3 protein-coding genes, 3 pseudogenes and 1 riboswitch are annotated in these 4,206 nt (G+C 40.6%); of the genes and pseudogenes, 1 reads left to right on the top strand and 5 read right to left on the bottom strand.

Going from position 1 to position 4,206, the window contains the following annotated elements:
• A pseudogene (locus H6G97_RS46630) lies at positions 1 to 578 on the top strand (DEAD/DEAH box helicase); the annotation flags it as partial.
• Here the strand turns inward: H6G97_RS46630 and H6G97_RS46625 are convergent.
• The 5 genes and pseudogenes from H6G97_RS46625 to H6G97_RS46605 form a co-directional block, all read right to left on the bottom strand.
• Positions 559 to 942 (bottom strand): hypothetical protein, encoded by a 384-nt coding sequence (locus H6G97_RS46625; RefSeq protein WP_190947181.1) that lies wholly within the window; start codon positions 940 to 942, stop codon positions 559 to 561. The pseudogene H6G97_RS46630 and the gene H6G97_RS46625 overlap by 20 nt on opposite strands.
• A 496-nt stretch (positions 943 to 1,438) precedes the next feature.
• A pseudogene (locus tag H6G97_RS46620) lies at positions 1,439 to 1,648 on the bottom strand (GTP-binding protein); the annotation flags it as partial.
• 137 nt (positions 1,649 to 1,785) lie between these two features.
• A complete protein-coding gene (locus H6G97_RS46615) occupies positions 1,786 to 2,787 on the bottom strand; it encodes a methyltransferase domain-containing protein (RefSeq protein ID WP_190947180.1) in 1,002 nt (333 codons plus the stop codon).
• 22 nt (positions 2,788 to 2,809) lie between these two features.
• A complete protein-coding gene (locus H6G97_RS46610) occupies positions 2,810 to 3,064 on the bottom strand; it encodes a hypothetical protein (protein ID WP_190947179.1) in 255 nt (84 codons plus the stop codon).
• 369 nt (positions 3,065 to 3,433) lie between these two features.
• Positions 3,434 to 3,576, bottom strand: a riboswitch (cobalamin riboswitch).
• Positions 3,577 to 3,771: 195 nt separating this feature from the next.
• A pseudogene (locus H6G97_RS46605) lies at positions 3,772 to 4,206 on the bottom strand (AIPR family protein); the annotation flags it as partial.

The raw sequence follows: 4,206 nt of genomic DNA, 5'->3' as shown, positions 1-4,206 counted from the left end.
CCATTTTCATCGCTTTTATTGAAAATATTACTAAATTTACTCTTGGAGATTGGCGCGAAATCGTTAAAATGGTTGAGCCATCCCAATCAGCAATTACCAAAAAAGCATGGGAATTGTATAAAGAAGCTTTTGAGCGGCATAAGAACCGTATCCTGGCTATGTCTTTTGTTGAACAGAAAAAGCTAAAACAACAAGGCAGTAGCAATGTGGCGACTAATATAGCGACAATAGAAGCTCTTGGGCAGTTGGAGAATAATATATTCTGGGAGCCAAAACCACAGGAAAAGTCATCTAAGTTCAAAAAGAATTTAGGTGATAATTATTTTCGAGTGAAGTACAAATCACAATGGCTTGAATCCTTAACTTACTGTTCAATGCTAACAGGTGATTTTTTAAACATAAATGCTGGACTGTTCCATGTGGAAATTAAAGACGTATATGTAAATATCTGTATTGAGGTTAGAGAACTTCCTGGGTTGAAATCCAAACTAACAGAAATTTGTGATCCCGCAGAGATTGAATATGCTTTTACTCCAGGGTTTGGCAAGCTTGCTAAGATCATGTTCCAGTCAAGTTGATTCCCAATGTTGGGTCAGAATTAACTTGATAATTTTCTAAATATTCATTTGCCTCCTTTGATGCCAACATCCTACCATCTGAGTGTAAATTGAAATCAACCCCTGCCTTGAAACCTCCTTGAACTAGTTTTTGAGTCATACTTGTCGATACATCCTTTACGGCTTGTTGATAACTTTCCTTACCTACATATTCTTGCAAGAACCAAACAAAATTTGCATATTCTACTTGCACAAGAGCTTCTTTGAGGATTCTTGTCTCATCCTCTAATTGTGCTAAGGTTAGGATTTTTGGAATTTCTTGCAGATTCTGACAAGAAATCGCTTCTATCAACTGCTGTTTTAGGAGTTCATTTTGCGAATTCATTTATTTCAATGCTCAACGGCACTTCAGTGCGTTAACTATTGTACTGTTACCAATTGAGGAATAAAATAAGTATTAGGGCATTAAGCTTGGTTGAAATTCTGACCAACGCTTGCAAACTTGTTCGTAGCAATCGGGTGGAGTAATTTTTAATTGGTGTAAAAAAGTAACCTCAATCTGAGGTTCAACTTTTAGCACCAGAAGAATATCTTGATGGGGATTGTATGTTGCGACTGCGGGGAAAATGGATGAGATTATAGATGAGTTAAGTGATTGTGATCGCAAGTAAAACCCAATTAGATCGCAGGGGAGAAACTGGAGGGTGAAGGGAACTGTATCAAAGTTTGTAACTGTCGACTGAGTAACTTGAGTATCTACATCACATAAGACAGCTCCCTGTCCAAATGACTGAAATCCTTTCTATGCTGTGTAACCAATGACCAGCAGATTATTATGAATAAAACTATTTTGCCAGTAGCCAAAATTTCCTTGCCAGACACTATTGGATGGTCGCATTGACTTCCTCCCGTAGCAGCAATGGCTCAATGCGAACCTGCTCAAGCTCCCGTCCAATCAATACTAATCGCGTTTGACGGAATTCCTGGGGTTGGCAAAGACGGTCATAAAAGTAGTCAAATCGATTACCAGCACCCTGTAATACCAGACGCATAGCTTTGTTTGGAACTGCTACAAATCCCTTAATTCGATAATTCATAACTCATAATTCATAATTACGTTTTGTGACGGGGATTTAGCTTAGGCTTCAATTCGTTCTGCCTCTAGAACTAGGGGACTTAAACCCCCAAACTTAGTTAAAATCCAAATATTCATAAATAGCTGCGATCGCTACCTAACCAAGCTTGAGGGATTTTGGTTGGCAAAGTTTCTGTCCATGAATTCTGTGGTTCCGTTTGCCCGCACAGCCCGAAACATTCCAAATCGACACAACCTTACACCAAACGCCAAACGCATCAGTAAAAGCGTCGGTACCTCGCGCACAGACTTGATGAAACCAGACAGCCCAAAACGCACTAATCCCTCTGGTCGAGCCACTCCTTGCCAAATCGAATCGAACCAAGAAGGAAGGGTTTCTTGTGTCCAGTCTGCCGTAATTACCTCCCCTTCAACTAATTCTGTCCCTGCCAAAAGCTCGGAAAAGCCTTCAATGCTGGAAAAAGCTGGGTGAGACCACTGATCGAGGAGTTGCCGCATTACTCGTTTCTCCCAAAAATTTAGCGGCTTTTGGCGGTCATCCCTCTGATTCCAGTCCGCTACAACCAACACTCCCCCAGGCTTTAGCACCCGCATTAATTCTCTAGCAAAAACGGTTTTATCCGGCATGTGGGGACCTGCTTCAATAGACCAAACGACATCAAAACTGGCATCTGGAAACGACAATGCCATTGCATCATCGACCGCAAACTGGGCGTTTAGCCCAAGGGGTGTTAATTCCTGGGCGCGTTTCACCTGAATAGGGCTGATGGTAATCCCTGTGACAGCAAACCCATAATCTCGCGCTAAAATCCGGCTACTGCCGCCAATACCACAGCCAACATCTAGAACGGTAGTACCAGGAGGTAATTTTTCTATTCCACCCCATTTAACCATTTCATGTACAAAGTCAGATTTAGCAGCCAAAAAATCCTTACTTCGTGGTGGCGAACCGTAATGACCGAGGTGAATGTGTTCCCCCCAATAAAACTCTAGGATGCCATCAACTGTCCATTGATCGTAGGAATTGGCGACTGTGGATGAGGACTGATACTTGCGGGCAGTTAGGAAATAAGCCGCAATTCCAATTACTAAAAGTAGAAGAAAACCAATTATAGAATATAATAAAGTTGACATTTTTTTGAACGCTCCTGTACACCTATTTGAGCCGATCTAACGGTTTACTTATTACTGCTCGTCCCGAATCAGAGCAGCTATGCCGTAACTGACCGAGGTAGACAATTGCAATATAAATTATCCGATACATCAACATTGCAATCTTTTGAACATCTTGAATAATTTTCCCTTGAAGTAGACTGGGCTTGTGTTTATCTTGGGGGAAAGCCGTTTGTTTGACAAAGGGATGAACAGAAGTGGGAATCTTCCCATCTCGCTGAAGATAGAATCTCGGCATGATGATTAACCTAATAAAACTCTAATAAATTAGTAATTTCTATGCTTAATGGGGAAAGCATTTGTTCAGTAGTGGAACATGACTATCTACGTCATACACGCCATTTACTACCTCTTATTTAAAAACTTTCACCTGTTAGTTAGTACAGTATTTCGTTGTTCCTGTGACTATTTGCAAACGATACTCTCATCTGGAGTAGCAATCACTAGCGCTGCATTTCAAGACACAATTTGTAATAATCAACCGCTTACCCTCTCATAGAAAGTCGTAATCTGTAGCGTCTTGATATCTGGGACTATGAGAACGTAAAACTGAGTAGTTGTATAAATCTTCATAAAAATACTTATCTGTGCCTCGCAGATGTACAAAATTTACAAGTCAACTTCGGCGGGCATTCTGACTCACAAGGCAAGCCTTGCTTACAGCTGCGGGACAGCGCCGGATTTACACCGGACTTTCCCCGTTTCCTCTAGCGGCTGTTCCCCACTAGAACCGAGATTCATTTGAATACTAACACAACTGCGATTTGCTTGCATAAAAATCAATGGTCAGTCTATACTTGCATTCGCTATTAATCGGGACAAGTCTCATTCTTTACCAAGCCTTTATTTTCTACTCTTTGTGTCTTGTTTAAAACTTAGCTGATATTTTCTTCACCAGAGTGGTTGAAGAGCGATTATTTATCGCTCCTTTGCTCTTTTTAAGTTTTAGCTCGGTGTCAGCTTTAATTCTTTAGATTTACTAGATTTGACCATTTTCACTAAGGATGAATTGAGATAACTTTGTGCAGAGATATACAAACTTTCCCAAATCTCTTGATTGCGGCTGATTTTTGTACCGACTGTATTTCCTGCTGTTTTCTCTGACACCAAATATTTGCGGAAGTAGTTTGCCCACAAGTGTTGGAGAAAATCTTCGGCGAATTCGTTAAACGGCAGAATCCATTTATAGTCTTTATCCAAAAATACCCGATAAGACGCAATAATCGGTAGTGCTAAGTCGGTTGGCGCACCAAACCCGAAAGAGTATTTGCTATCAGGCAATAACGTAGTTTTACGTATATCTATTGATGCTAAATCGTTGCTACCCTTTCTTCTGGGATTGCTGATATGTTCTTGAATTATTTCGTACAATTTTTGCTC

This window comes from Nostoc flagelliforme FACHB-838 (assembly GCF_014698065.1).
In the GTDB taxonomy this organism is placed as follows: Bacteria; Cyanobacteriota; Cyanobacteriia; order Cyanobacteriales; family Nostocaceae; genus Nostoc; species Nostoc flagelliforme_B.
Note: the sequence above shows the minus strand (reverse complement) of the source record. Positions and strands in the feature narration are given on the sequence as shown.